Below are 25,577 nucleotides of genomic sequence, written 5' to 3' on the forward strand. Positions count from 1 at the left end.
CCCTCAAACCAGACACGGCGAAAGGGCCGGAGCGGTCGCTCCGGCCCTTTCCCTTTGCGCTTTGCCTCAGCACACGTTCACGGAGGCGTTGCCGCTGATCGTCCAGTTGGTGTTCTCGCCGCACGGCGATTCGCGCACCGAGGTGTTGTTCACCGTCATGGTGATCCAGATGTCCCGGTTGTTGGCGAACTCGGTGCGGGCCGCGAGGCGGACCTCGCCGCCGCCGTTGACGGTGCCGCCCCGGATCGAGACGTTGTAGCAGTTCTCGATCAGCACCGAGTTGTTGCCGTTGCTCGCCAGGTCGACGTTCTTGATGACCACGCCGCCGGACTGCGAGACGCAGAAGATGCCGCGCCCGCCGCCGCGGGAGATCACGTTGTCGACCCAGATGTTGGTGCTGTACGAGCCGCTCGCCAGGCGCCCGTTGGTGTTCGCCATGCGGAACGTGGCGTAGCCGGTCCCGGTGGCGACGTTGTTGCCGTCGACGGTCCCGACCCAGCCGTTCCTGGAGTTCTGGATGAGCAGGCCGGACTCGCCGACGTTGCGGGCGGTCACCCTCGTGATGTTGAACCCGTCGATGTTCCACGTCTCCACCGCGTGCGAGCCGGCGCCGGAGACGTAGATGTCGTTCATCGTGACGTTGTAGTTCCAGGCCGCGTCGCGGTCGAACCGGATGCCGAGGCCGCCGCTGAGGGTCAGGTCGATGTCGCCGAGCTTCAGGCCGTTGGTCCCGGAGAACCGGAGGCCGAAGTACGGGTTGCCGCTCATCTTCAGGTAGGCGATGTTGACGTTCGTGGTGTTGATCGCCTCGATCGCGCCGCGCCCGGAGCGGTTGCCGACGGTGATCATGCCGCAGCCTTCGAACGTCTTGCCGCTCTGGATGGTGATCGTGCTGGCGCCGATGTTGCCGGAGGCCATCACGGCGACGCGCTGGCCGCTGGAGATGGTGTCGACGCCGGCCTGGACCGCCGCGCGGTAGTCGGAGCCGGAGTAGACGGTGGTGCTGCCTTCGCGGGTGACGTAGGCGCCCGAGGACCCGGTGACGGTGGCGTGCGGTGTGCCGGCCCCGCACCCCTGCGCCAGGGCGGCCTCGGGGACGGCCACCGCGCCGAGTGCGCCGGCGAGCGCCGCGGCGGCGGCCGCGAGGACGAGGCGGAGTCTTCGTTTCGGTGTGACGGAGAGGGACATCGTTGTGCTCCTTGGAGTTCCATCGATTCGAACGTTTCAATCCAGATATTGAAATGAATCGATTTAATGGGATCATAGCGGGCGAACCGCGGAATGGAAAGCGCTCCCCACCCGGAGATCGCCACGAAGGGGTGACTTCCCTGCCGCGGGCCCCCGGTTTTGTCGGACCCCCGGGCAATGCTGGGCGCTACGGTCCCCTCAGGGTGGGTGGGGGCTGTGGACGGTAACTGCGGCGATCGCGAGCGACCCGCACGACCGATCGCGGCGGGGCACGCGTCCACGAGGAGAGGCGGCCGGCATGCGCCGACCGCCCCGATCCCGTTCAGATGCGGCTCAGAAGCTCAGTCCCGCTTGTAGCCGACGACCAGCTCGCCCGCGAGCTGCTCGCAGAACAGGCCGATGTCGGTGATGACGCCGATCGCCTGGGCCGAGCCCCGGTCGGCGAGCTTCGTGACCGTCGCCGGGTTGATGTCGACGCTCACCAGCGGCACCTTCGCGGGCAGGAGGTTCCCGGTCGCGATCGAGTGCAGCATGGTCGCGACCATGATCGCGAAGCCGACCCCCGGCAGGGCCGCGCGCATGGCGCGCTGGCCCTCGATGACGTCGGTGTAGACATCGGGGAGCGGCCCGTCGTCGCGGACGGAGCCGACGAGGACGAACTGCTTGCCGTTCTTGACCAGCGCGTGCATGATGCCGCCCTTGAGGACGCCCTGCTCGACGGCCTCGGCGATGGAGCCGCAGGTGCGGATCTTGTTGATCGCGCGGATGTGGTGCTCGTGGCCGTGCGGGACGCCGTGGCCCTTGTCGAGGTCGACGCCGAGCGAGGTGCCGAACAGGTTCGACTCGATGTCGTGGGCGGCGAGGGCGTTCCCGGCGAAGACGACGTCGGCGTAGCCCTCGTTGATGAGCGCCTCGAGCGCCTTCCCGGCTCCGGTGTGGACGATCGCGGGGCCGCCGACCCAGAGGATCTTCTCGCCGCGGGCCTTGACCTCGCGCATGTGCTGGGCGATCTGGCGGACCTGGAGCGCCTGGGGCCGCTCGGAGGAGACGCCGCCGCTCATGAACTCGAAGTTCGAGGACTCGGGGCTGCGGCGCGCGGGCTCGGGCAGCGGGAGGACCTTGACGCCCTCGCCGCCGCAGACGACGAGCTCGCCGGCGCGCACGTCCGACACCGGGAGGGTCCAGGCGCGCTTGCGGTCCTCGGAGACGATGATGCCGCAGTCCATCTCGGAGTTCTCGACGTTCATCCAGCCGCCGTTGAGGCGGATCTGGGTGTCGAAGTTGGTGGTGGAGTAGAAGTCCTCGGGGAAGACGCCGTCGCGCGGGGCCGGTTTGAGCGTGGCGATGCCGGGTTCGAGCGGGTTCGCGCCGTGGGTCTGGAGGCGCATGATGATCCGCTCGAGGAGCTCCGGCGTCTCGGCCGAGACGGTGAGCTGCGCGTACGACTCGTCGGTGTGGTGCCGCCCCACGTCGAAGCGGTCGATCGAATAGGCCCCCGAGTACTCCAGCACGTCGTCCATGACGCGGGCGAAGACGCCCTGGTCGATGAGGTGCCCGCGCAGCTCGATGGTCATTGCGTGTTCCACGTTGGTGCTCCTGTCGCGTCCGGCGCCGCGGCCCGGCACGGGCGGCGCCGGATCGAGCCTAGCTCCCGGCCGGCCGGTGCTCCGCCGCCAGGGGCCGGACGGTCAGGACGCGGCCGGCTGCGGCGGTGCGCTCGCGGCCTTCGCGGCGGCGATCTCCTCGCTGCTCGGCCAGCCGCGGGTGATGAGCGCGTGGATCGCGAATCCGACGAGCCCCCAGACGCCGACGACGTACGGCACGGGCACGCCGAGTTCGGCGACGAGGCCGACGGCGGCGATGGCGGCGCCCTGGCTGAGCTGGAGCCCGGAGTTGACGGCGGCGACGACGCGGCCGCGCCAGCCCTCGGGGATGCACTGCGCGAGCGTGGCGTTCATCGGGGCCATGATCATGTTCGCGACGCCGGCGCCGACCGCGATGACGAGCACGCCGGCGAGGGGCGGGTCGAGGAGCGCCGAGGCCAGCACGATCGGCCCGAGGAACGCGAGGGGCCGGATGAGCCGGTCCCGGACCGAGGGCCGCACGAACCGCGTGAACACGAGGGTCGCGACGACCGCGCCGGCGGCGTCGACGGCCATGATGAGGCCCTGGGTCGTGGAGTCCCCGTGCAGGTGCGCGGCCCACAGCACCGCGACGCCCTCGGGGACCGCGGTCAATGCGAACAGGCCCCAGATCCCGAACGAGACCGTGCGCAGGACCTTGCTGTCGCGCAGCATCCGCAGCCCGTCCGCGGTCTCGGACAGGACGTGGCGGCGCTCTTCGCGCTTGTTGGCGCTGGGCCGGAACCGGACCAGGGCGGCCACGGCGACGGCGCTGACGGCGAACAGGACCGCGTTGACCGTGAGCGCCGTGTACGGGTCGATCGACGAGAGGAGGCCGCCCGCGAGGTACCCGACGATCTGGGCGACGGCGGCGACGCTGAAGGTCAGCGCGATGGCGGTGGAGAGCCGGTCGCCGGTGAGGATCTGGGCGAGGGTCGCGGTGCGCGCGGCGTTGTACGCGGGCTGGACGGCGGCGACCGCGAACACGACGGCCATCATCGCCGGGACCGGCATGCCGGGGATGAGCAGGAGGGCGATGAGGGCCGCGCGCAGGATGTCGCAGGCCACCATGACGTTGCGGTAGGCGTAGCGGTCGACGACGGCGCCGAGGACCTGGGCGAGGCCGAGGTAGGGGGCGAAGCTGATCGCGAAGGAGGCGACCGCGAGCGCCGAGGAGTCGGTTCGCTCCCACACGAGGTAGGTGACGGCGACCCGGTTGAGCATGGCGCCGGCGTTGGACAGGCAGAACGCCCCCAGGTACGCGGCGGCCTCCCGGTCGCCGAAGACGTCGGAGAACCGGGGGCGGCGGTCGGCCTCAGGCGGGTCGCCGACCGGACCGGCGGCCTTGGTGTTCTCGTCAGACACGGGGCCTTCCCTGCCATTCCACGTTCCGAGCGCCCGCGTCGGCGACGGCGGCTCGGCTCGGTCGGCGGAGCGGGCGGGGCCCGCGCACCGTGAGTGTCGCCGGGGGGTGCGATACCTGAAGGGGCGGTAAGTGACAATCCTCCGCGATTGCCGCAAGTGTCACCAGTCTGCCGGTGGCGCTGGAGGTTGTCAAGCGTCGCACTGTGTTCAAAGTGTAAAAACTCGGACGGACGCGGGGGGTTCGGGCCGACCTCGCAAATCCGCGCTCAGCGTAGTCCCGCTCCTTGAGGAGGGGCGCGCCGGGCCTCGGCCGGATAACAGTGGATGGCCCGAATCCGGCGAACCCTCGACGGTATCCTCCAATGGTCTTTGTAGGAACCCAATAAAGGAGACCTCGATGTCCGCCAGTGCCTCCTGGATCGCCAGGGACGCCGCCGCCGTCTGGCATCCCTTCACCCAGCACGCCACCTGGACCGCCGACGACCCCACGGTCGTCGAGCGCGCCGAGGGGCCCTGGCTCATCGACGTCGACGGCCGCCGCCACCTCGACGGCGTCTCCTCACTGTGGACGACCACGCTCGGGCACGGCCACCCCGAGATCAACGCCGCGATCGCCGCCCAGCTCGCGAAGCTCGACCACTCGACGTTCCTCGGCACCACCCACACGCCCGGCATCGAGCTCTCCGAAGCCCTCATCGCCCTGGCCCCCAAGAGCGACGACCCGGAGCTCACGAAGGTCTTCTACGCCGGGGACGGCTCCTCGGCGGTGGAGGCCGCTCTCAAGATCGCCTACCAGTACTCGGCCCAGACCGGGCACCCCCGGTCGAGGTTCGTGCGCCTCGAGCACGCCTACCACGGCGACACCCTCGGCGCCGTCGCCGTGGGCGGCCACGAGCTCTTCCACGAGGCGTACCGGCCGCTGCTGCTGGAGACCATCGGCGTCCCCTCGCCCGGCGACCGCGCCCTCGGACCCGACCGCGGCGCCGTCGCGGACGCCCGGCTGCGCTCGGTCATGGGCGAGCACGGCGACCAGGTGTGCGCGATCATCGTCGAGCCGATGGTCCAGGGCGCCGCCGGGATGCTCGACTACGACGCCGAATTCCTGCGCACCGCAAGGGAACTCGCGTACGCCACCGGCGCGCTCCTGATTTTCGACGAGGTCGCCACCGGCTTCGGCCGCACCGGCCGCATGTGGGCCGCCGAGCACGCCGGCGTCGTCCCCGACCTCCTCGTCTGCGGCAAGGGCATCACCGGCGGGTACCTGCCCCTGTCGGCGGTCCTCGCCGCCGAGCACGTCTACGAGGCGTTCCTGAGCCGCCCCGGCGACCGGGCCCCCCGCACGTTCTTCCACGGCCACACCTACACCGCGAACCCGCTGTGCTGCGCCGCCGCGCTCGCGAACCTGCGCGTCATGGGGGAGCAGGACGTCGTCGGCCAGGCCGCGCGCCTCGGCGAGCGCCTCGGGAAGCTGCTCGAACCGGTCGCCGCGAAGGACGGGGTCGTCGAGGTCCGCCGCCTCGGCACGATGATCGGCGTCGAGGTCGCCCCGGTCGGCGACCGCACCGGCTTCCGCGTCTGCCAGGCCGCCCGCGACCGCGGCGTCTGGCTGCGCCCCCTGAGCGATACCGTCGTCCTCATGCCCCCGCTGACGTTGGGCGAGACCGAGACCGAGTTCCTCGTCGACGCCCTCGACGCCGCGATCGACGAGGTCTGCGCATGACCCCGGAACCGGAGCCGACCGCCGCGCCGCGGCCGATCGCGCCGCCGGGCGCGACCGAGCCGCGCGCGGAGCCGCATCCAGCGCCGCATGCAACGCCACAGTGGGAGCTGCAGTCGGAACCGCGGCCGGGCGGTTCGCCGCAGGCGCGGGCCGCGCTCGCCGAGCGCCTCGCACGGCGCCCCGCCTTCACGGCCGCCTCCCCTCCCCCCGGGTCGGAGCCGCAGGCGCCGCCGCCGCAACCCGCGCGGACCCCGGCAGTGCCGCAGGCGGAGCCGCAACCCGCGCGGACCCCGGCAGCGCCGCCGGCGGCCCCGGCCGTACCCGCCGTCTGGGACCGGTTGGCGCGCAAGGCGGACCTGCGGGCCAAGGCCGGGCTCACCCGGACCGCCCGGGTCCGTGCGGACGCCGTCGACCTCGCGGGGAACGACTATCTCGGGCTCTCCCGCCACCCCGACGTCCTCGGCGCCGCGGCCGCCGCGCTCGCCGAGCACGGGCTCGGCGCGGGCGGGTCGCGGGTCGTGCGCGGGACCACCCCGCTCCACGAAGCGTTCGAAGCGGACTTCGCCCGCCACACCGGCACCGAGACCGCCGTCCTCTACTCCTCCGGGTACCTCGCCAACCTCGGCGCGGTCGCGGCGCTCGCGGCCGGGCCGGTGCTCCTCGACGCCCACGCGCACGCCTCGCTCCACGACGCCGCACGACTCGCCGGCCGCCGCGCCGAGACCTTCGCGCACAACGACCTCGACGACCTCGAACACCGGCTCCGCACCCTCAGACCGGCGCTCGTCGCCGTCGAATCGGTCTACTCCGTCCTCGGCGACGCCGCACCGCTCCGCGAGCTCCTCGCCCTCGCCGGCGCCCACGGCGCGCTCCTCCTCGTCGACGAAGCCCACGCCGTCGGCACCGTCGGCCCGCACGGCGCCGGAGGCGTCGCCGCCGCCGGGCTCGCCGGGGACCCCGGCATCGTCGTCACCGCGACCCTCTCCAAAGCCCTCGGCGCCGCCGGCGGAATCGTCGCCGGCCCCGCCGTCCTGCGCCGCCACCTCCACGACACCGGCCGCACCTTCATCTACGACACCGCCCCGCCGCCCGCAGTGATCGCCGGCGCCGCCGCGGCGCTCGCGGTCGCCCGCGAATCCGACAGCGCCCGAACCGAACTCGCCCGCCGCGCCGCCCTCGCCGCCGCGTCCTGGACGCCCCCGCGCCCGCGGCCGGCGTGTGCTCGCCGCCCGCCGGGGACGCCCGCGCCGCCACCGAATGGGCCGCGCGATGCGCCGCCCGCGGCGTCGCCGTCGGCTGCTTCCGGCCCCCGTCCACCCCCGACCACCGCTCCCGCCTGCGCATCACCGTCAACACCGGCGTCCCCGCGGCCGAGTTCGCGGCCGCCCTCGACACCGTCCTGGAGGCACGTCCGTGATCCCGTTCCAAGGCCCGGTCCTGGTGACCGGCACCGACACCGGCGTCGGCAAGACCGTCACCGCCGCCGCCCTCGCGGCCGCGCTCATCCGGCAGGGCCGCAGCGTCGACGTCATCAAGATCGCCCAGACCGGCGACGATGACGACGCCGCCGAGATCACGCGCCTCTCCGGCGCCCCCGCCCGCGCGCTCGCCTCGTACCCGGACCCGCTGGCGCCCTTCGCGGCCGCCCGCCGCAGCGGCCTGCCGCTCCTCAAACTCGCCGAAGCCGTCGACGCCGCGTTCGACTCCCCGGCCGAAGTGGTCCTCCTCGAAGGCGCCGGCGGCCTCCTGGTCCAACTCGGACAGGACGGCTGGACCGCCCGCGACCTCGCCGTCGAACTCGGCTGCCCCGCGGTCGTGGTCGCCCGCGCCGGCCTCGGCACCCTCAACCACACCGCGCTCACCCTCGAAGCCCTCGCCCGCCGCAGCGTCGACGCCGCCGTCGTCCTCGGCGCCTGGCCGCTCAACCCCGGCATCGCCGAGTACGAGAACCTCATCGACCTCCCCGGGCCGCGCCTCGGCTGGATCCCCGACGGCGCCGCCGCCCTCGCGCCCGAAGTGTTCCGCCTCGCCGCCGGCGAATGGTTCGACCTGCCCGAACCGGACCCGCGGCCCTGACCGGCCCCCGACTGCCGCCGTGAGCCGACCGCTGCTCGATCCGTCCCGCCCTTCGCAAGGCGCGCAACCCGGCGCACTCCGGCAGCGGAGTTGCCGGACTCCGCTACATTTGTCAGCGATATGACCCAATGGGCCATATCAACGCGATGCGGGCGCCCCTACCCCCGGCGCTCGCATCGCCGCCCGGTGCAAGACCTTCCGCAGTCCCGCCGCTCTATGCCGGCACCCGGGCCGCGAGCTCCCCGAACGCCGCGAACCTCGGCACCGCGAACCCGAGCAGCCAGTCCAGGCCCCAGTCGATGCCCGACGCCTCGACCGGCCGGAACTCGCAGCGCATGCGCAGCCCGTCGTCGCCGTCACCGGTCTCGACGACCGTGTGGTCCCACGCCGCCCGCGGGTCCTCAGTGGCCATCCACGAGTAGGTGGTCACCTGGTAGTCGTGATCGCGCCACTCCGGCACGGCCATCAGCTTGCTGCCGATCACCTCGCCGAACACGAGGCCCCGGACGCCGGTCTCCTCGACCGCTTCGCGCATCGCCGTCTCACCGGGCGTCTCGCCCGGCCGCGCGCCGCCCCCCGGGATCTGGACGCCGGCCTCCGGCTGGTCCCGGTGGAGCATCACGAGGACCTCGATTCCGGCCCGTTCGGGCGATCGGCGGAGGACGTAGGCGGCGCCGCGCTGGCGGAACTCCAGGATTTCAGGCATGCCGACAGCCTTGCAGCCGAACGCTTGCGCGGCAACCGATTACGAGCGGGCAGCGGCGGCGCCGGTCCGGTGGGCGCCCGACACGGACGACCGCCGGCGCCCGTGAGCACCGCCTGACGCCTCAGCGCAGCCGCACCACGAGCGGGCTCGGCATCCGGAACGACAGGTTCGGATCGCTCACCGGCGCCGCCACCACCACGCAGCGGGGGAGCAGCGGCGCCAGTTCGGCCACCACGACCTCCGCCTCCAGCCGCGAGAGCTGGCTGCCGAGGCAGCGGTGCGCGCCGGCGCCGAACGCCAGGTGGCGGCGGGAGCCGCGCTGTCCCGGGACCATCGCCGCGGGGCACTCGGCCACGCCCTCGTCCGCGCCGGCCGCCGCCAGCCACACCAGCACCGAGTCGCCCGCCCGGACCGGTACGCCGCCGAGTTCGGTGTCGCGCAAGGCGACCCGCCGCCACGACGTGATCGGCGGCAGCAGCCGCAGCCCCTCCTCGACGATCAGGCCAGGCGCGGACTCGAGCAGCCCCGGCTCCTCCACCAGGCGGTGCAGCAGCAGCGTGAGGAACTGCGACGTCGTCTCCTGGCCCGCGACCAGCAGGAAGAACAGTGCGGCCGTCGCCGCGTCCTCGCCGTACGCCTCCAGGACGTCCCCGGTGGCGCCGGTCGACTCGGCCGCCCAGCCGCGCAGCAGCGCATGGAACGGGCCGACGGTCGCGGCCAGCTCGCGCTGGCGCTCGGGGCCCGGGTCGCCCCAGAACAGCTCCAGGGCCGCGCGGCTGAACCGCTTGACCTCGGCCGTCGCGGCGGAGTCGTGGAGGTCCATCAACCGTGCGAGCGCCGCGAGCGGGATCTCCGAGGAGACCGCCGCGTCCAGGTCGACCGCCTCGCCGGCGCGCAGCCGGAACGCCACGCCGGCCGCGGTTCGGCGGGCCAGGCCGGTCAGCCACGGCCGCAGGGCCGCCACGCGCGCGGGCGCGAAGACCTCCCCGTAGCGCTCGCGGATCGGCGCGTGCGAGGCGGTGTCGTTGTTGGCCAGGGTGGCCGGGAGCCGGAAGCGGTGGGAGGCGAGCACGCGCAGGGACGCGGCCCGGATCGGGACGACGGCGTCGAGGGCGTTCGCCGCGGAGAACCGCTCCCGGTCGGCGAGGACCTCGCGGGCGAGGCGGTGCGAGGCGACCACGACCTGCCCGTCGCGCCGGAACACCGGGACGGCGGGCCGCGGATGTTTCCACAGCTCCAAGAGCACGGGCGCAGCCTACCTCCCCCGAAAGTACGAGGTCCGCTCACGGTAATCTGCTCTCAGCCTTTCGGCGCCTTGTACCCCGGACAGCGATGCCTGTCGGCGAGCCGCGCCGATGGCTCGTCCGGCAAGAGCAATGCCCACAGAAGGAGACCGTTCCCTTGCAGGAGTACTCCTCCCAGGCCGCGTACGACCGCGGCGAGGCCGTCTGCGTGATCGGCGCCGGAGCGTCGGGCCTCATCGCGGTCAAGAACCTCCGCGAGAACGGCTTCGAAGTGGACTGCTACGAGCGGGACACCGTCCTCGGCGGCCTGTGGAACCCGCAGAACCAGCACAGCCCGCTCTACCCGAACACGCACCTGGTCACCTCCCGGTCCCAGACCGAGATCCCCGACTTCCCGATGCCCGACGACTGGCCCGACTACCCGTCCGCGGCCCAGATGCTCGCCTACCTGACCTCGTACGCCAAGCACTTCGGACTGTCCGAGCACATCTGGTACGGCTCCGAGATCTCCCACGTCGAACCCGTCGAGGGCTCCCGCTTCGAGGTGGTCGTCAAGCCCGCCGCGGGGAACGCCGCCCGCCGGCTGCGCTACGCCGCGGTCATCATCGCCACCGGACACCACTGGGCCCCGAACCTGCCGTCGTACCCGGGCCTCGACCAGTTCCGCGGCACGGTCCTCCACTCCTCGCAGCTGAAGGACCCGTCGCGCCTGCGCGGCAAGCACGTCCTCGTCGTCGGCGGCGGCAACTCGGGCGCCGACATCGCCTGCGAGGCCGCCGTGAACGCCGCGAGCTGCGTCCACTCTGTCCGCCGCGGCTCCTGGCACCTGCCGAAGTACCTCGGCGGCGAGCCTGCGGACTACGCGCTCGCACGGTTGAACTCGCGCCCGAAGTACCTGCGCCGCTTCCTGACCGACCGACTCCTCAAAGGACCGGCGCGGCTCGCAGCCCGCATGGGCGTGGCCGCCGATGGGAGTCCGTCCGAAGAGGAGCCGGTGCGCAACGGCCGGTACATGGAGCACGTCGGCGACGGGTCCATCCAGCGCCGCGGCGAGATCGCCCGCTTCGACGGCTTCGACGCGGTCTTCGTCGACGGCAGCGAGATGCGCCCCGACCTGGTCGTCCTCGCCACCGGCTACCGGCCGAAGTTCACGTCGGTGGAGCCGCGCCTGCTCGGCATCGAGGGCGACTCGCCGTACCCGAAGCTGTACGCGCGCATGTTCTCTCCGCGAATGGAGACGCTCGCCGTCGCCGGGCTCGTCGAACCCGGTGTCGGGGTCCTGCCGATCGTCCACTGGCAGACCCACGCCATCGCCCACTGGCTCCTGGTGCGCAAGAGCGACCCCGAGCGCGCGGCGAACTTCCGCCTCCAGGTGCGCAGCGAGGCCGAGCAGGACACGGCCCGGCCCGCCGGGTCCTCGCCGCGGCACCAGCTCGCCGTGGACGCGGAGGAGTACCTCGCCAGCCTCGGCCGCATCATCGACACCCTCGAACAGGAGCCCGCCAAATGAGCCTCGCCGCCTGGGTCCGGCGCGCCCGCACTCCCGCGCCCGCCCCCGTCAAGCGCGAGTACGCGTTCTTCGAGCCCGCCGACCTCTTCGACATGGACGTCAAGGACGACCCCGAGGCCAGCCCGGTGCTGTGCTGCACCGGCGACCCGGCCGGCGCTTCCGCGTTCAACGCCTTGTGGCTCAAGCGGATCGCGACCACCGGCCGGTACGCGGCCGCGGTGAGCGTGCGCGGCCAGGGCGGCACGCCGGCCGCCGAGGGCGGCCTCGAGGCCCGCGCCCACGACCTCGTGCAGGCGGCGGTCACAGTGCCCCGCCAGACGGTCCTCATCGGACACAAGGAGGGCGCGGCCTGGGCCGCGCTCGCCGCCGGCCGCTACCCGGCCGCCGGGCTGGTCCTGGTGTCCCCGCAGAAGGTCCCGAAGCAGCCCCCGACCCCGGTCGGCGGCCCGCCGGTCCTCATCGTCGTCGCCGAGTCTGAGACCCAGTCGAAGGAGGTCCAGGCCGTCGCCGCCGCCTACGGCACCGCGCCCCTGACCTTCGCCGGATCCCCCGACGACGTCTTCAAAGGCGCCGGCGCCGAAGGGCTCCTCGACGCGATCCTCTCCTGGCTCGCCAGGAAGGACTGACCCCGGCGCACACCGAAGGCCCGCCGGAGCCCTGGGGAAGGGCCCCCGGTTGCAACGCTAGCGTGCGGCACCTGAAGCGGAGCTGAAGCGGCCGCTGACCGGTGTGCACGCTGAAGGCGCGTCGGGGCGTCGGGAAAGGGCCTCCGGTTTCCAAGCTAGCGCGGTGAACCTGAAGCGGAGCTGAAGCGCCGCAAGGTCAGACGACGGCGCCGTCGTCGGTGTCGTCCGCGTCCTTGTCCGGGCGGAGGCGGCTGATGAGGAGCCACACGCCCATCAGGAACCCGACGAAACCGACCAGGCGGCCCGGATTCGTCCCCAGCGGGGCGATGCCCGGGTTCACCAGCAGCGCCAGACCCGCGATGATGAGCAGCACTCCGCCCACGGCGGGCAGGCTCGGCCACGGCACCGGCGGCGGTTCCGGCGGGTCGTAATCGTCCTCTTCGTCGTCGGGCAGCTCGGCGTCCCACAGCTCCAGCAGCGTCGGTTCCTCATCGGACGGCGACGACGCCGGGGGAGTCGCCGGCGCGGCGTCCGCCGCGCGCTCCTCCGCGTCAAGGCCCTTCGACAGGCCGACGCCCTGCTCCTCGAGGCCCTTGACGAGCTCGTTGAACCGCCGGTCGACGTCCTCCGGCAGGAGCTCGCCCTCCCGGCCGTCCTCCTGCTCGCTGCGCTCCGGCTCCTCGCCACGGTCAGTCATGGACGCTCCGCGCCTTCGCAAGCTGCCGGTCCATGAACGCGACGCTTCCGGAGAAGATCGTCTGCGCGTCGTAGTCGAGCGTCGCCACATGGAAGCTGCGCGGCAGCACTGTCGACTCCACGTCCTTCGAGCGCACCCCGGCCCGGATCACCGCGCTGTTGCGCGGGCTCACCACGTGGTCCTCGGCGCTCGTGAAGATCCGCAGCGGCACGGTCACGCGCGCCAGCTCCGGCCGCGTCACCTTCCACAGCCGCCGCAGCGACGCGTACGCCGCCACCGGCGTCCGGGACGTCGTCTTCTCCCGCGCGTCGGGCTTGTTCAAGTCGGAGCCGATCGCCGACACACTCGGCATCACGTACCGCAGCACCGGCGCCAGGAACCCGTGCGGCTTGTCGTCGAAGATCGCCGGATTCACCAGCACCAGTCCGGCGAGGTCCCCGCCGCGCTGCTCGGCCAGCCGCAGCGTCAGCGACCCGCCCATCGACAACCCGCCCGCGAACACCGGCAGCCCCAGGGCGAGCGCCTCGTCGAGCGCCTCCTCCAGCCGGGCGTACCACTGCTGCCACGTCGCCTTCGCCAGCACCTGCCACGTGTCGCCGTGGCCGGGCAGGAGGGGAGCGATGACGTTGAAGCCCTCGTCCCGCAGATACTCGCCCCACGGCCGCATCGACGCCGGATCCGACGTGAATCCGTGGCACAGCAGCATCGTCGCCTTGGCGTCGGGGCCGAGGTCGAACCTGAACTCCTCGGAATCGATCGGCACGCGGCCTCCAGGATCGCTGAGTGACGGGCGGGCGCGGGCCGGTCCCGCCGCGGCACCGATGCCGCAACCGGGGAGGTCCCTTTTCGCGCTGCGTGCCCATTCTCGCACGCGCCCGCGCCGCGATGCCACCGCTCGCGGGCCCGTCGCTCCGCGCGCAGGCCCACGCCATGGGCTGAATTGACCGATGCCGATACGCTTGAACGCGTGATCATGTGGTGGTTCTTGAAGGCGACACTGGGGTCGCTGCTGTGGGTGGTCTACCGCCCGAAGGTCGAAGGGCTCGAGCACGTGCCCGAGGAGGGTCCGGCGATCCTCGCCTCGAACCACCTCGCCGTGACCGACTCCTTCTTCATGCCCCTGGTCGTGAAGCGGCGCCGGGTCACCTTCATCGCGAAAGAGGAGTACTTCACGGGCACCGGCTTCAAGGGCTGGTTCGTGCGGACGTTCATGAACGCCGTCGGCGCCATCCCCGTCGACCGCGCCGGCGGCGAAGCCGCCAACGTCTCCCTCGACACCGGTAAGCGGGTCCTCTCCGAGGGCCGCCTCTTCGGCATCTATCCGGAAGGCACGCGTTCCCCCGACGGGCGCCTGTACCGCGGCAAGACCGGCGTCGCCCGCCTCGCCCTCCAGACCGGCGCCCCGGTCGTGCCCGTCGCCATGCTCAACACCGGCGAGCTCCAGCCCATCGGACGCCGCATCCCCCGCATCGGCCGCGTCCGCATCAAGTTCGGCGCCCCGCTCGACTTCAACCGCTACCGCGGCCTCGTCGGCGACCGGTTCATCGAGCGCGCCGTCACCGACGAGGTGATGGACGCCCTTCGCGAACTCTCCGGCCAGGACTACGTCGACGAGTACGCCGCGAAGATCAAAGAACGCGGACAGAAGGGGTGACCCGCCGCCCGCGCCGCGCCTGAGTTCTCAACCGATCCGATCCGCTCCCGCTGTACTTCTATTCGGGCTCCCCGCCGTGCCTTCTATTCGGGTCCCCCGCCGTGCCTTCTATTCGGGTCCCCCGCCGTGCCTTCTATTCGGGTCCCCCGAAGCCTGCCCGCCTTCGCAGCGCCGGCAGATCCACGACCACGATCTTGCGGCCCTCCGTCCGCAGCCAGCCGCGGTTCGCGAAGATCCCTATCGCCTGGTTGACGCTCTGGCGCGAGCCGCCGGCCATCTCGGCGAGCTGCGTCTGGTTCAGCTCGATCGTCGTCATCGGCGAGGAATGCTGCTCCGCCAAACGCACCAGGGTCTTCGCCACCCGTCCCGGCAGGTCCAGGAACACATGGTCGGACGACTGCTCCGTCAGGCGCCGCACGATCATGCCCATCGACCGCAGCACCGCGTCGAGCATCTTCGGGTTGCCGTGCACCAGCTCCAGGAACGACGAGCGCGCCAGCGCCAGCGCCGACGTGTCCTCCAGCGCCTCCGCGCTGGCCGACCGGGGCGATCCGTCCAGGAGGGAGACCTCGCCGAGGACTTCGGGGGCGCGCGCGACGTGGAGCATCGCCCGTTCGCCGGTGGCCGCGGTCCTGAAGACGCTGACGGCGCCCGAGCGGATCATGATGAGCGACTCGCCCGGCTCGCCTTCGAAGAACAGCAGGTGCCCGCGCCGGTAGTGGCGCTGTACCGCCACCCCCGCGATCTGCCGCCTGGCCTGCGGGTCGAGGCCGGCGAACATGGCGACGCCTGCAAGCGGGTCTTCAGATGGGCTGACACCCATAGTTCTCCCCCTTCGGTGGGTCCCGGGTCCGCGGGTTCCCTCCGATGATCGCTGTCTTTTCCGTCGTTGTACAGGGCCCAGTGTCGGAAACTTCACGCTCCGTTGGGTGGTGTGTCCAGACGGTGCACTTGTCGCTCGGCCGAGCGTACGATCGAGTCTACGTGCTTTAGCGTTGATTGTCCGGTATCAGCGTTCTCGTATGGAGGTTGCGAGGTCAGATTCCGGCTGCCTGATCGTATGGCGTAGCGTCGACTCGAGTCCGGCGACATACGGGCGGGTCCCAAGATGGTCCGAACAGCCCGCCCGTGATCATACGAAAGGCCGATGCGTGGCGTACCGCTACTTCTACGACACCGAGTTCATCGAGGACGGTCGCACCATCGACCTGGTCTCGATCGCCGTGGTGGACGAGCGCGGCCGCGAGTACTACGCCGTGTCGACCGAGTTCGACCCGTCGCGGGCGATCGAGTGGGTGCGCCGCAACGTCCTCGACAAGCTCCCGGCCCCCTCGAGTCACCTGTGGAAGGACCGGGCCACGATCCGCGACGAGCTGTACGAGTTCCTCGTAGCGCCGGTGCGCCGCAAGACCGGCAGCCACCCGGGGGAGCGCATCGAGCTGTGGGCGTGGATCGGCGCGTACGACCACGTCGTGTTCGCGCAGCTCTGGGGCACGATGCCCGAGCTGCCGCGGGCGCTGCCGCGGATGACGAAGGACCTGCGCCAGCGCTGGGAGGACCTGGGCCGCCCCGAGCTGCCCGTGACCCCCGACGCCGACATGCACGACGCCCTGACCGACGCGAAGCTCAACCTGGCCCGCTGGAAGGCGCTCGAGGCGGCCCGCGGCGACCGTGCGGGCGCGGTCGAGTCCCACCGCTGATCGCGTCCCGGAACCCCTGGTCGCCGCTCCCGGGCCCCGATATATGGTGGGCGGTGTTTCGGCAATGAGGCCGCCCAGTTAAGTCCTCACTACTAGGGAGTTAGACGCATGCGCATTGGCGTGCTCACCGGCGGCGGCGACTGCCCCGGTCTCAACGCGGTCATCCGAGCCGCGGTCCGCAAGGGCACCAAGGAATACGGCCACGAGTTCGTGGGCTTCCGCTACGGCTGGAGGGGCCCGATCGAGGGCATCACGCAGCCGCTGGACTGGGACGTGGTCGAGGGCATCCTCGACCAGGGCGGCACCATCCTCCACTCCTCCCGCACGAACCCTTACAAGATCGAGGGCGGCGTCGAGGCCATCAAGAAGAACATGGCCGCGCTGGGCGTCGACGCGCTCATCGCGATCGGCGGCGAGGACACCCTGGGTGTGGCCACGAAGCTGACCGCCGACGGCGTCAACTGCGTCGGCGTGCCGAAGACCATCGACAACGACCTGTCGGGCACGGACTACACGTTCGGTTTCGACACGGCCGTGAACATCGCGACCGAGGCGATCGACCGGCTGTGGACGACCGCCGACTCGCACGACCGCTGCATCGTCGTGGAGATCATGGGCCGCCACGCCGGCTGGATGACCCTGCACGCGGGCATCGCCGGCGGCGCGAACGTGGTCCTCATCCCCGAGGTCGCGTTCGACATCGAGAAGGTCGCGAACTTCGTCAAGGAGCGCAAGGAGGCCGGCAAGGCCACCATCGTCGCGGTCTCCGAGGGCGCGCACGCCGAGACCGGCATGGTGCTCAAGGACGGCGAGGTTGACGCGTTCGGCCACGTCAAGCTCGGCGGCGTCGGCGACTGGGTCGCGGCGGAGATCAAGGAGCGCGCGGAGATCGAGACCCGTGCGATCATCCTCGGCCACCTGCAGCGCGGCGGCACCCCGACCGCGTTCGACCGCGTGCTGGCGACCCGTCTCGGCCTCGAGGCCGCCGACGCGGTCAACGAGGGCGACTTCGGCAAGATGATGGCGCTCCAGGGCACCAACGTCGTGCGCATCCCGATCCACGAGGGCACCGACGTGCTCAAGACCGTGCCGGTCGAGCGCTACGCCGACGCCGAGGTCTTCTTCGGCGTGTAGCGCACGCCGAACGCCGGTCTGGGCGGAGGGCCCCCGGTTTCGACCGTAGCTCGGTGATCCTGAAGGGGAGCTGAAGCGACGTGTCGGGCCAGGGCACGGCGAGAGCCGTTCGATGCCGCGGGGAAGGCCCCCGGTTTCGGCCCTGGCCCGGGGTTCCTGAAGGGGAGCTGAAGGCGGACCGGCCACAAAGTACTGCGAATGCGCAACCACGGGCACGCCCGGTCGTTAGACCCGGTGTGCCCGTGGCTTATGCAGAGGCGGAACCTCTGAAGGAAATCGGCGAGATCCCGCATCTCGCCGACTTCACATTTCGGAAGACCCTCGTGGACGTCGACTTCGGCGGCGTGCCCGTGCCGGGTCTCGACGCCGACTTCTACCGGCGCCCGGCCGGGGACCGGCTGCTCAGCGTCGGCGTGTACCGGTTCGGCGGGGCCGAGACCCACCGGGCCTGGGGCTGGGTCGGCGACGCGCACTGCTCGTGGCACGCCTACCGGGACCCCGGCACGGGCGGGTTCGACGGCCCCTTCGGAGGCTGCCCGCTGCTGCGGGTGCTCCTCGACGGCGACCGGGCCTGCGGGTTCGAGCTGGGCTCGGGCACGTCGGCCCGGCGGTACCTCGTGGATCCTGATCGAGTTGTGACGGGCGCGGTCACCGCGCGCCCGGTCGGAGCGGGCTCTGCCGATCCGGCCGCTCCCGGGCCGGGCTCAGTCGCCTTCCGCGGCTAGAGCCTTCGCCTGGGCGCTCTCCAGGCGCGCGGCCCGCCGCGTGTAGACGATCGCCGCGACCGTGATCGCCAGCCCCAGGAACAGGCCGCTGCCCGCGAAGAGGGCCGACGCCCCCGGTGTGAAGCCGAGGACCGCCACCGGCACCTGTACGACGGCGATCAGGCCCGCCAGCAGCCACTTGCTCCGGCCCCGCCCCCACAGCAGCGCCGTCCAGATCGGCGCGACCACGATGGCGAGGGTCGCGATGTCGAGCGCCCAGTGGACGACGGGGTTGTGGACCCTGTCGTGCTGGAACGCCATCGCCGGGCTCGACACCGCCAGGATCATGGCGGCGACGGTCGCCACGAAGGCGAGACGACGTGTCATTCGGGACCTCCTTTGCATGGGAGGACTTAACGCTACGTGCGCTCGTCGCTCCTGTCTGTCGGGTATCCGCCACTTGGGCGATATTTCCCGAGGCCGGGGCGGGGGCCGGACCGGACGCGCCCACCACGCGCGGCGCCGCGATCCACTCGCAAGGCACCCGGCACGGCGGGAGCGGCCCCCGGCCGCGCGGATTGCGGAAGGCGAACCGGACGTCGGCTTCGAGCCGCGCCGGGCGACGGCGGACGTCCCCGACCGCGGGGCCGACCCGGCGAGCTGCCGAGCGGACCGCTAGCGCCGCCGGCACCGGCGGACCTGCCGTCCGGATACGCGAACCGCCGGCCGCCCGTCTCGGGCCGCCGGCGGTTCACCGTGCAGTGCAGCGGTTACGGATGCGTCTTCGAGAGCTCCGCCGCTTCGATCGTGTGGCGCAGCAGGAGCGCCGTCGTCACCGGGCCGACCCCGCCGGGAACCGGCGTCAAGCGCCCGGCCACCGCCGAGACCGCCGCGTAGTCGACGTCGCCGACCAGGCCGCCGTCGTCGGTCGGGTTGGTGCCCACGTCGATGACCGTCGCACCCGGCTTGACGAAGTCGGCGCCGATCATGCCCGCGCGGCCCACCGCCGCCACCAGGACGTCGGCCTCGCGGCAGACCGCCGCGAGGTCCTTCGTCCGCGAGTGGCACACGGTCACGGTCGCGGACTCGTTGAGCAGCAGCAGCGCCGCGGGCTTCCCGACCACAGTGGATCGCCCGACGACCACGGCCCGCGCGCCCGAGAGCGTCAGGTCCTCGTGCTTGAGCAGCTCCAGGACCGCCGCGGCCGTCGCCGGAGCCCACGTCCGCAGGCCCGCCGCGAGGCGGCCCAGGTTCGTCGCGTTCGCGCCGTCGATGTCCTTCAACGGGCTGATGTGCCCGCCGACCTCGGCCAGCGTCACCCCTTCGGGAAGCGGCGTCTGGCAGATGACCCCGTGCACGTCAGGGTCCGCCGACAGCTCCTGGAGCTTCGCGACGATCTCGTCGCGGCCCGGCGCGTCGAGCTGCTCGACCCGGCAGTCGACGCCCTCCTTCTCGGCGGCCTTCTTGATCGACCGCACGTACCAGGCCGTGCCCTCGTCGTCGGTCGGCACGACCACCGCGAGGGTCGGCGCGGTCCCGTCGGCCCGCAGCTTCGCCGCCGCCGCGGCCACCTCCGCGCGGATCTGCTTGGCGACCGCGCGCCCGTCGATGTCGCTCATGCCCGGATCCGCTTCGCCACGGCCTGCATGATCGCCTCGGCCTGCACCTTCGCCTGGAGCGACTCGTTGAGCGCCTCCGCAAGCCGCTCGCGCTCGGCCGGGTCCTTGATCGACACCAGGTTGATGTCCACGTTCAGCGCCGCCGACTCCAGCGCCGACTTCGCCGCCGACGCCGCGACCGCGACATCCGACAGCACGTTCGGGTTCGAGCCCTCCAGGATCCGGCCCGACAGCTTGATCACCGCGGCCGCGACCTTCGCCACCGCGAGCGGCACCGCCGCCGCCTCGACCAGGCCCGCCTGGATCGCCGCGGTCCGCGCCGCCTTCTCCTCGTCCGAGGACTTCGGCAGCTTGTAGGCCGCGACCACGCCCGAGAACGCCTCCGCGTCGTCCTCCGCCAGCTGGAGCGCCTCCAGCCGCAGCCGCTCGGCCTCGGCCAGGACCTCCCGCATCACCGCCTCGTGCTCCGCGAACCTCGGCTTCCCGATCGTCAGGTTGCACACCATGGAGACCAGGGCCGCGCCCATGGCCGCGTTCACCCCCGCCGCGGCGCCCCCACCGGGCGCCGGCCGCTCCGACGCGAGGTCGGACAGCCACTCTTCAATCGTCGTCTTGCGCACCCGACCAGCCTAGACTCGCCGCCAAAGGTGGGATGTCTCCGCGCTGGCCAGTGTGTCGCGCCACCTCGCGCCCCGCATGTCCGACACATGGGACTTCAAGGTCGCCCCGCCCCCGCGGTCCGCGTACGATATCGGCGTGAACCGCCAATGGCATGACCTGCGAAACCCCGGCCTCGTCCCCGTCGTCGCCGACGAGGCCGAAGCCGAGCGCTATCAGCTCGACGCCTGGCGGGACCTGCCCCGAGAGCAGGTTCCACCGTGGCCCGATTACGCCGAGGTCGAAGACGTCGCCGGCGTCCTCGCCGGGGTCCCGCCGATCGTGGCCCCCTACGAGGTCGAGCACCTGCGCTCCCTCCTCGCCGAGGTCTGCGAAGGCCGCGCCTTCCTCATGCAGGGCGGCGACTGCGCCGAGACCTTCATCGACAACACCGAGCACCACGTCCTCGCCAACATGCGCACGCTCCTCCAGATGGCGGTCGTACTCACCTACGGCGCGTCCCTGCCGGTCGTCAAGGTCGGCCGCGTCGCCGGCCAGTACTCCAAGCCGCGCTCGGCCGCGAAGGACTCGCTCGGCCTGCCCGTCTACCGCGGCGACATGTTCAACTCGCTCGAAGCGACCGAAGAGGCCCGCGTCTGCGACCCGCAGCGCATGATCCGCGCCTACGCCAACTCCGCCGCGACCATGAACATGCTCCGCGCCTACCTGCGCGGCGGCCTCGCCGACCTCATGGCCGTCCACGACTGGAACAAGGACTTCGTCCGCACCTCCCCGGCCGGAGAACGCTACGAGGCCATCGGCCGCGAGATCGACCGCGCCGTCCGCTTCATGGCCGCCTGCGGCGTCGAGGACGAGAACCTCCACACCGCCGAGGTCTTCGCCTCCCACGAGATGCTCGCCATCGAATACGACCGGGCGCTCACCCGCATCTTCAACGGCAAGGCCTACGCCCTCTCCGGGCACATGCTCTGGAACGGCGAGCGCACCCGCCAGCTCGGCGGCGCCCACATCGACTTCCTCTCCCGCGTCGCGAACCCGGTCGGCTGCAAGATCGGCCCCACCGCCACGCCCGAAGGCGTCGTCGAGATGTGCCAGAAGCTCAACCCGGACAACATCTCCGGGAAGCTCGTCGTCATCACCCGCATGGGCCACAAGAACGTCCGCACCGTCCTGCCCCCGATCATCGAGAAGGTGCAGGCCGCCGGATGCAAGGTCGTATGGCAGTGCGACCCCATGCACGGCAACACGTACGAATCCGCCTCCGGGTACAAGACCCGCGCGTTCGACCAGGTCGTCGACGAAGTCCTCGGCTTCTTCGAAGTCCACCGCCGCACCGGGACCCACCCCGGCGGCATCCACATCGAACTCACCGGCGAAGACGTCACCGAATGCGTCGGCGGCGCCCAGGAGATCCGCGACGACCAGCTCTCCGACCGCTACGAGACCGCCTGCGACCCCCGCCTGAACACCCAGCAGTCGCTCGAACTCGCCTTCCTCGTCGCGGAGATGCTGCGCCACTAGCCCATAGAGTGGTGTGCATGAGTGCACACGACGTGTTCCTGCTCGGCGGAGTCTTCCCCGGTACCGCACCGGCCGAAGCACTCCGCCGAGTCGTCTCCTACGCGCGCCACGCGGAAGCATCAGGGCTCGACGGCGTCTGGACCGCCGAGCACCACTTCATCGAGTACGGCGCCAGCCCCTCCGCGACCCTCATGGCCGCCCACCTCCTCGCCGCCACCGAACGGATCCAGATCGGCACCGCCGTCGCCGTCCTCTCCAACCGCCACCCCGTGGCCCTCGGCGAGGAGGCCGCCACCCTCCACGCCCTCGCACCCGGCCGCTTCCGACTCGGCGTCGGCCGCGGCGGCCCCTGGATCGACCTCGACGTCTTCGGCTCCGGCCTCGACCGGTACGAGCACGGCTTCGACGAGGGCCTGCGCCTCCTCGCGCACTGGCTCTCCGGCGACACCGAGGTCGCCCACTCGGGCGAATTCTTCGACGTCCTCCCCGTCCGCGTCATGCCCCCCGGCACCGGCGCGCCCATCTGGGTCGCCGCCACCGGCGAAGGCACCGCCCGCCTCGCCGGACGACTCGGCCTCCCGCTCCTGCTCGGCATGCACGCCCCCGACGAGGACCACCTCGCCCTCCTCCGCGCCTGGCGCACCGAAGCCGAGGCCGCCGGCCACGACCCCGACACGGCCGAGCACGTCTCGACCCACCTCGCCCAGATCGCCGACACGCCCGCCCAGACCGACCGGCTCCGCGCGTCCCTCACCGAACTGCTCACCCGCGGCGTCGGCCAGTACGTGTCCCTCAAGCCCGGCCGCGCCCAGCGCGACCACGGCGCCTACGTCGGCTGGATGACCGAGCGCCACGCCGTCGGACCCGCATCGCACGTGGCCGAACGCCTCGCGGCCTCAGCGGAGAAGACCGGCGTCGCCCGCCAGCTCCTCCTCGTCGAGGGTCTCGGCGACCCCGAAGCCGTGCGCGACAACATCGCCGCGCTCGGCGCGGCCCTCAATACGGCCGGTACTGGGGCGCCGGCGCCGGCATCCCCTTGAGCGGGTCGCGGCCGCGCTGGCGGAACCACTGGTTCGCCGAGCCCGTGAACAGGCACAGGAGCGTCACCAGCGGCATCGACAGGCCCAGCAGCGTCCAGATCAGCCGCGACCCGTCCACCGCCGCGCCGGCCTCGTCCTCGGTCCGGAACCCGGCGTAGAGGCCGAAGAAGCCGATCACGATGGACGCCAGCATGATCAGGATCGTGACGACCTGCGCCCAGCGCCGGCCGGCCCCGATCTTGACCGCGAGGATCCCGTAGAGGACCACGACCGCGATCGTGGCGACGATGACGACGGTGACGAGCGCGGCGAGGTCCTCGATGCCCCCGGTGAGGTCCTGGTCGAACGCGAAGTCGGAGAAATCCACCGACGTCCAGAACAGCCCGACCAGTCCCGTCCCGGCCCCGCAGCAGATCAGGAACGAGAACTGGAGCCACAGCATCACCTGCGCGGCGGTGACGGTGCCGGGCTTGCGGAGCAGCAGATCAGGAGGCAACGGCGTCGAGGGCGGCGTGGCAGGCGGCGTGTACATGGGCGGGTCCTCCGGGTGGGCGGTCACCAAAGTCTAAGGCTCGCGAGCGAACGGCTCATGACCGGCGAAACCACGGCCAGCCGGGTTGGTATCGCGCACTACGGTCTCCGCTCGTCCAGGTACGACTCGCATTCGCGAAACCACTGCTCCGTCGGTTCGACGTGGGTGCACATCCAGGCGAACGACTGGAGTAGGACCGAGGGCAGCGCCGAGACGACGGCGAGTCTGATTCCGCCGTGTTCGTTCACCCACATCAGCAGAGCACCGGCAACGGCGAGAGCGATGAGGACCGCCAGTCCGGCGCCGACCCAGGTCCGGCTTCGGCGGTCGCCGTTGCCGAGTCTCATGATGGTGACGACCGCATAGGCGGCGGCACCGATCGGCACGATCGCCATTGCGATCCAGAGCCATGAATCTCCTCCGCCGACGACGGGCAGGAAATAAACGACGGCCGCCATGAAAGCGGGCCACCAGAAGAACACAGGCAGTATGCCGCAGCAGACGAGCGCCACCGCTTGGAGGCCGACGAACACCTGGGCGGCGATTAGAGTGCCGGGTCTGTCGGGGACCATGAGGGGACGGCCATGATCGTGCCTTCGTTTCGTGGAAATTCGGTCGAGGATGGGGGAAGAAGCCGGCGGTTCGGGACCCAGGGCGGCCTCCTTCGGCTCGGCGTCGGGTTCCACTGGGTCCGGTGAAGGCATCGTCATTTCTTCCCCGCTGTCCAGCCCGCGCCGGGAGCGTCTTCCGATGGGGCGTCGGGATTCGCGAACCAGGCTTTCGCTGAGGGAGTGCACAGGCAGACGGCTATGGCCCCTTCGTAGCCGACGGCGAGGATCGGCTGGACGAAGTCGAGTGGCGCGATGAGGGCGATGAACCCGAGCGCGATCCAAACGGAGTTGAATACGAGCGTTGCGGTCCTCGCCCAGCGGCGGCCTCGGAGCAGCTTGACGGCGAGGACGCCGACCAAGGTCAGTACTGCTGCAGTGATGAGCAGGGCACCGAGGCTCGCGATCAGCATGGCAGTCCCCTCGTCCTCCGTGATCGGGCCGCTTTCGACATCGGCCATGCGGAGAAGCGTGACGACTGCGATCGCGGCGAGCATGCAGGGAACAACGGCGAAGTGCAGCCACATGAGCACCTGTGCGGCGATGACCGTGCCGGGTACGAGCTGCCTGGCGGGTGCGGGGATCGGGGCGGGATTCGGGGTGGGGGGTGAGGGTTCCATGGGGCTCCGTTCATGGGAGCTAGTTGAACATGTTCAAGATTGAACATGTTCAACTTAGCTTGCATCGCCCCCGGACGGGAAGAGCGGATCCGTGTGAGCTGCGTCCGTTTCCGGTGCGCCAACGAAAAACGGCCACGCGTATGGGCGGGGCCGTTCAGGTGGTGAAAGGGTCAGTCGCGGAGGGCGTACCTCAGGGCCTCGAACACCGTCTCGTCCTGGTACTGGAAGTCGTTGGCCTGCAGTACTCCCGGCTTGATCCTGGCGCCGCGCAGCATCTCGATCGCGGCCTCGCCCGCGACGATCTTGACCGCCCAACCCGGGATGACCCAGGGCGTGGGGCGGTGGACCACCGCCCCCAGGGCCTTGGTGAACTCGCGGTTCGTCGCCGGCGTGGGGCCGACCATGTTGACCGGGCCGCGCACTGATCCGTCCTCGATCGCGGTCACGGCCGCGCTCACCCAGTCCCGCAAGGAGATCCACGGCATGTACTGCCTGCCGCTGCCGAAGCGCCCGCCGAGGAAGCACTTCCAGGCCGGCACGAACCGGTCGAGCAGGACGCTCTCGGGCCCCAGCACGTGGCCGGTCCGCAGCTTGACGACGCGTGCGCCCGACTCCTCCGCTGCGGCGGTCGCCGACTCCCACTTCAGGCAGAGCCGCCCGAGGAAGTCGGCCGCGGCCGGGGTGGACTCGTCCACTTCGACGTCGGCGCGGTCGCCGTACCAGCCGGCCGCGGACGCGTTCACCATCACCGGGACCTTCGCCGCCGCCACCGCCTCGGCCAGGACCTCGGTCGGGACCACCCGGCTGGTCTCGATGCGCTGCTTGTACGCGGCGTTCCAGCGCCGACCGCCTACGTTCACCCCGCACAGGTTGACGACCGCGTCGACGCCGTCGAGGATCTGCGGGTCGAGGGCCCCTTTGTAGGGGTCCCAGACGATCTCGTTCTCCTCGTCGGGGCGGTGGCGCACCAGCCGCACGAGGTCGTGGCCTTCGCCCAGTCCTTCAAGGGCCTCCATCAGGGGCTTGCCGAGATAGCCGCTCGACCCGGCGATGACGATCCGCATACGGACAGC

25 protein-coding genes and 1 pseudogene are annotated in these 25,577 nt (G+C 71.5%); 11 read left to right on the forward strand and 15 right to left on the reverse strand.

Annotation, left to right across the window (positions count from 1 at the left end):
- Nucleotides 1-66: 66 nt before the first annotated feature.
- From GFD30_RS01990 to GFD30_RS02000, 3 genes are all read right to left on the reverse strand, one after another.
- On the reverse strand, nt 67-1,188 hold the full coding sequence (locus GFD30_RS01990; protein WP_153023557.1) for a hypothetical protein: 1,122 nt from the start codon (nt 1,186-1,188) through the stop codon (nt 67-69).
- A gap of 341 nt (nt 1,189-1,529) precedes the next feature.
- On the reverse strand, nt 1,530-2,774 hold the full coding sequence (locus tag GFD30_RS01995; RefSeq protein WP_322632844.1) for an ornithine cyclodeaminase, nickel-pincer nucleotide-dependent: 1,245 nt from the start codon (nt 2,772-2,774) through the stop codon (nt 1,530-1,532).
- Nucleotides 2,775-2,876: 102 nt separating this feature from the next.
- A complete protein-coding gene (locus GFD30_RS02000; protein ID WP_153023558.1) occupies nt 2,877-4,175 on the reverse strand; it encodes an MFS transporter in 1,299 nt (432 codons plus the stop codon).
- Nucleotides 4,176-4,572: 397 nt separating this feature from the next.
- On the opposite strand from GFD30_RS02000, the gene bioA reads away from it, so the two are divergent.
- From bioA to bioD, 3 genes and pseudogenes are all read left to right on the forward strand, one after another.
- The gene (gene bioA, locus GFD30_RS02005) at nt 4,573-5,895 is read left to right on the forward strand and encodes an adenosylmethionine--8-amino-7-oxononanoate transaminase (RefSeq protein WP_153023559.1); all 1,323 of its coding nucleotides are present in this window, start codon (nt 4,573-4,575) and stop codon (nt 5,893-5,895) included.
- 338 nt (nt 5,896-6,233) lie between these two features.
- Nucleotides 6,234-7,312: pseudogene (locus GFD30_RS27725) on the forward strand (aminotransferase class I/II-fold pyridoxal phosphate-dependent enzyme).
- 23 nt (nt 7,313-7,335) lie between these two features.
- Nucleotides 7,336-7,971 (forward strand): dethiobiotin synthase, encoded by a 636-nt coding sequence (gene bioD / locus GFD30_RS02015; RefSeq protein WP_322632846.1) that lies wholly within the window; start codon nt 7,336-7,338, stop codon nt 7,969-7,971.
- A 214-nt stretch (nt 7,972-8,185) separates the two neighbouring features.
- Here bioD and GFD30_RS02020 read toward each other — a convergent pair whose 3' ends face one another.
- Together GFD30_RS02020 and GFD30_RS02025 are read right to left on the reverse strand one after the other, a co-directional pair.
- Nucleotides 8,186-8,677, reverse strand: a complete 492-nt coding sequence (locus GFD30_RS02020) for an NUDIX domain-containing protein (protein ID WP_153023562.1) — start codon at nt 8,675-8,677, stop codon at nt 8,186-8,188.
- Nucleotides 8,678-8,798: 121 nt separating this feature from the next.
- Entirely contained in the window at nt 8,799-9,923 is a 1,125-nt protein-coding gene (locus tag GFD30_RS02025; protein ID WP_322632847.1) for a cytochrome P450, read from the reverse strand.
- 155 nt (nt 9,924-10,078) lie between these two features.
- On the opposite strand from GFD30_RS02025, the gene GFD30_RS02030 reads away from it, so the two are divergent.
- Nucleotides 10,079-11,431 (forward strand): flavin-containing monooxygenase, encoded by a 1,353-nt coding sequence (locus GFD30_RS02030; protein WP_227995755.1) that lies wholly within the window; start codon nt 10,079-10,081, stop codon nt 11,429-11,431.
- On the forward strand, nt 11,428-12,057 hold the full coding sequence (locus GFD30_RS02035) for a hypothetical protein (RefSeq protein WP_153023564.1): 630 nt from the start codon (nt 11,428-11,430) through the stop codon (nt 12,055-12,057). Before GFD30_RS02030 ends, GFD30_RS02035 begins: the two co-directional genes overlap by 4 nt.
- 196 nt (nt 12,058-12,253) lie before the next feature.
- Here GFD30_RS02035 and GFD30_RS02040 read toward each other — a convergent pair whose 3' ends face one another.
- Together GFD30_RS02040 and GFD30_RS02045 are read right to left on the reverse strand one after the other, a co-directional pair.
- On the reverse strand, nt 12,254-12,754 hold the full coding sequence (locus GFD30_RS02040) for a hypothetical protein (protein ID WP_153023565.1): 501 nt from the start codon (nt 12,752-12,754) through the stop codon (nt 12,254-12,256).
- Complete coding sequence (locus tag GFD30_RS02045) at nt 12,747-13,517, reverse strand: alpha/beta hydrolase (RefSeq protein ID WP_322632848.1); 771 nt, start codon at nt 13,515-13,517, stop codon at nt 12,747-12,749. The genes GFD30_RS02040 and GFD30_RS02045 overlap by 8 nt, the downstream gene beginning before the upstream one ends.
- Nucleotides 13,518-13,727: 210 nt before the next feature.
- Here GFD30_RS02045 and GFD30_RS02050 point away from each other — a divergent pair, with 210 nt between their 5' ends.
- Nucleotides 13,728-14,408, forward strand: coding sequence for a lysophospholipid acyltransferase family protein (locus tag GFD30_RS02050; protein ID WP_153023769.1), 681 nt, complete (start codon nt 13,728-13,730; stop codon nt 14,406-14,408).
- Between the two features lie 133 nt (nt 14,409-14,541).
- Here GFD30_RS02050 and GFD30_RS02055 read toward each other — a convergent pair whose 3' ends face one another.
- Nucleotides 14,542-15,231 (reverse strand): Crp/Fnr family transcriptional regulator, encoded by a 690-nt coding sequence (locus GFD30_RS02055; RefSeq protein ID WP_198667126.1) that lies wholly within the window; start codon nt 15,229-15,231, stop codon nt 14,542-14,544.
- Between the two features lie 328 nt (nt 15,232-15,559).
- On the opposite strand from GFD30_RS02055, the gene GFD30_RS02060 reads away from it, so the two are divergent.
- From GFD30_RS02060 to GFD30_RS02070, 3 genes are all read left to right on the forward strand, one after another.
- A complete protein-coding gene (locus GFD30_RS02060; protein ID WP_322632849.1) occupies nt 15,560-16,108 on the forward strand; it encodes a polyadenylate-specific 3'-exoribonuclease AS in 549 nt (182 codons plus the stop codon).
- A gap of 108 nt (nt 16,109-16,216) precedes the next feature.
- Nucleotides 16,217-17,242: a 6-phosphofructokinase gene (locus GFD30_RS02065; protein WP_153023567.1), complete on the forward strand. Its 1,026-nt coding sequence runs from the start codon at nt 16,217-16,219 to the stop codon at nt 17,240-17,242.
- Nucleotides 17,243-17,484: 242 nt separating this feature from the next.
- A complete protein-coding gene (locus GFD30_RS02070) occupies nt 17,485-17,967 on the forward strand; it encodes a hypothetical protein (RefSeq protein WP_153023568.1) in 483 nt (160 codons plus the stop codon).
- On the opposite strand, the gene GFD30_RS02075 is transcribed toward GFD30_RS02070, so the two are convergent.
- From GFD30_RS02075 to GFD30_RS02085, 3 genes are all read right to left on the reverse strand, one after another.
- A complete protein-coding gene (locus GFD30_RS02075) occupies nt 17,947-18,333 on the reverse strand; it encodes a hypothetical protein (protein WP_153023569.1) in 387 nt (128 codons plus the stop codon). The two genes, GFD30_RS02070 and GFD30_RS02075, sit on opposite strands and share 21 nt — an antisense overlap.
- 383 nt (nt 18,334-18,716) lie before the next feature.
- Nucleotides 18,717-19,565, reverse strand: a complete 849-nt coding sequence (locus tag GFD30_RS02080) for a bifunctional 5,10-methylenetetrahydrofolate dehydrogenase/5,10-methenyltetrahydrofolate cyclohydrolase (RefSeq protein ID WP_153023570.1) — start codon at nt 19,563-19,565, stop codon at nt 18,717-18,719.
- Nucleotides 19,562-20,185 carry a cyclodeaminase/cyclohydrolase family protein gene (locus GFD30_RS02085; protein WP_322632850.1) on the reverse strand — a complete coding sequence of 208 codons (624 nt, stop codon included), beginning with the start codon at nt 20,183-20,185 and terminating at the stop codon, nt 19,562-19,564. The genes GFD30_RS02080 and GFD30_RS02085 overlap by 4 nt, the downstream gene beginning before the upstream one ends.
- A gap of 136 nt (nt 20,186-20,321) precedes the next feature.
- Here GFD30_RS02085 and GFD30_RS02090 point away from each other — a divergent pair, with 136 nt between their 5' ends.
- Together GFD30_RS02090 and GFD30_RS02095 are read left to right on the forward strand one after the other, a co-directional pair.
- Nucleotides 20,322-21,704, forward strand: coding sequence for a class II 3-deoxy-7-phosphoheptulonate synthase (locus GFD30_RS02090; protein ID WP_322632851.1), 1,383 nt, complete (start codon nt 20,322-20,324; stop codon nt 21,702-21,704).
- Between the two features lie 17 nt (nt 21,705-21,721).
- Complete coding sequence (locus GFD30_RS02095; RefSeq protein WP_153023572.1) at nt 21,722-22,744, forward strand: LLM class flavin-dependent oxidoreductase; 1,023 nt, start codon at nt 21,722-21,724, stop codon at nt 22,742-22,744.
- On the opposite strand, the gene GFD30_RS02100 is transcribed toward GFD30_RS02095, so the two are convergent.
- The 4 genes from GFD30_RS02100 to GFD30_RS02115 form a co-directional block, all read right to left on the reverse strand.
- The gene (locus GFD30_RS02100) at nt 22,701-23,276 is read right to left on the reverse strand and encodes a hypothetical protein (RefSeq protein ID WP_153023573.1); all 576 of its coding nucleotides are present in this window, start codon (nt 23,274-23,276) and stop codon (nt 22,701-22,703) included. The genes GFD30_RS02095 and GFD30_RS02100 overlap by 44 nt on opposite strands.
- Before the next feature lie 98 nt (nt 23,277-23,374).
- On the reverse strand, nt 23,375-23,962 hold the full coding sequence (locus GFD30_RS02105; RefSeq protein WP_153023574.1) for a hypothetical protein: 588 nt from the start codon (nt 23,960-23,962) through the stop codon (nt 23,375-23,377).
- Nucleotides 23,963-23,982: 20 nt separating this feature from the next.
- Nucleotides 23,983-24,411 carry a hypothetical protein gene (locus GFD30_RS02110; protein ID WP_153023575.1) on the reverse strand — a complete coding sequence of 143 codons (429 nt, stop codon included), beginning with the start codon at nt 24,409-24,411 and terminating at the stop codon, nt 23,983-23,985.
- Between the two features lie 263 nt (nt 24,412-24,674).
- Entirely contained in the window at nt 24,675-25,568 is an 894-nt protein-coding gene (locus GFD30_RS02115) for a TIGR01777 family oxidoreductase (protein ID WP_153023576.1), read from the reverse strand.
- Nucleotides 25,569-25,577 lie beyond the last annotated feature (9 nt).

The organism is Glycomyces albidus (genome assembly GCF_009451885.1).
GTDB lineage: Bacteria > Actinomycetota > Actinomycetes > Mycobacteriales > Micromonosporaceae > Glycomyces > Glycomyces albidus.